Origin of the sequence: Acinetobacter sp. (genome assembly GCF_036666595.1) — a bacterium.
Taxonomy (GTDB): domain Bacteria; phylum Pseudomonadota; class Gammaproteobacteria; order Pseudomonadales; family Moraxellaceae; genus Acinetobacter.
In genome coordinates, this window is the sequence record NZ_JAVWVO010000057.1 from 1 (window position 1) to 828 (window position 828).

Here is an 828-nt window from a genome sequence, read left to right on the forward strand (position 1 = left end):
GGTCAAGCAGCTCCAGTGCCAATGGCGTGTTCAATTGACAATCCAGACTGTGAGGCTTGTCAGTAATCTGACGAGTTTCAAATCCTCCCCCCTTTCGAAGCTTTGCTTCTCACCTTTAATAAAGGAGGGCGATTCCTCAAAGCAAATGGCGGGATGCAAGTCCCCCTTTGTAAAAGGGGGATTTAGGGGGATTAAATTTTTGAAAAGATTTTTGAATTAATTATTTAAACGGTTAATTCAACTCAAAGGCAAAGTAATTCCTACTACTAATCCTAAGAGACAAATTTTAGACATAAAAAAAGGGAATCTTCCTACAGATCCCCTTTCCAGTCTAAGAAACGAGTTCTTCGACATATTGCTTTGCTAAAAGCAGGTGAATAATCGCCTGATCTCGCAATATCGTCAAGGACTTTTGGGTAACAACTGCTCTAATGAATGATATTTAAGGAGATATAAATGGCAGTTTATTCGGTAAGCTATGACCTAAATAAAATAGGTCAAAATTACGATGGATTAATCAATGAAATTAAAACCTTCAATGATTATGAAAAAGTAATGAAATCCCATTGGTTTATTTATTATAACGGTACTGCAGAACAAGCTTATACAAAGCTTTCGAAGCACCTCGATAGTAATGACAATATTTTGATTTCAGAAGTAAATCTTAGCTATTACGGTTTTCTTCAGAAAACAACGTGGGATTGGTTGAAGAAATATTTATAACTTCAATCATATAATTAACAGAGGAACCCACCATGCTCCATATGACACATAACTATATGTTAGGTCTTGCGACCTTGGTGATTTCCTTTGTGGTTTTGTTTTATA

1 protein-coding gene is annotated in these 828 nt (G+C 35.9%); it reads left to right on the forward strand.

Annotated elements, in window-relative coordinates; translation table 11 throughout:
* The first annotated feature begins 456 nt into the window (after positions 1-456).
* Positions 457-723 carry a hypothetical protein gene (locus RR876_RS16705; RefSeq protein ID WP_332637158.1) on the forward strand — a complete coding sequence of 89 codons (267 nt, stop codon included), beginning with the start codon at positions 457-459 and terminating at the stop codon, positions 721-723.
* Positions 724-828: the final 105 nt, after the last annotated feature.

What these genes read in the sequence shown, in the direction of transcription:
- RR876_RS16705 (WP_332637158.1), top strand. Translation starts at nt 457, where the DNA reads ATGGCAGTTTATTCGGTAAGCTATGACCTAAATAAAATAGGTCAAAAT.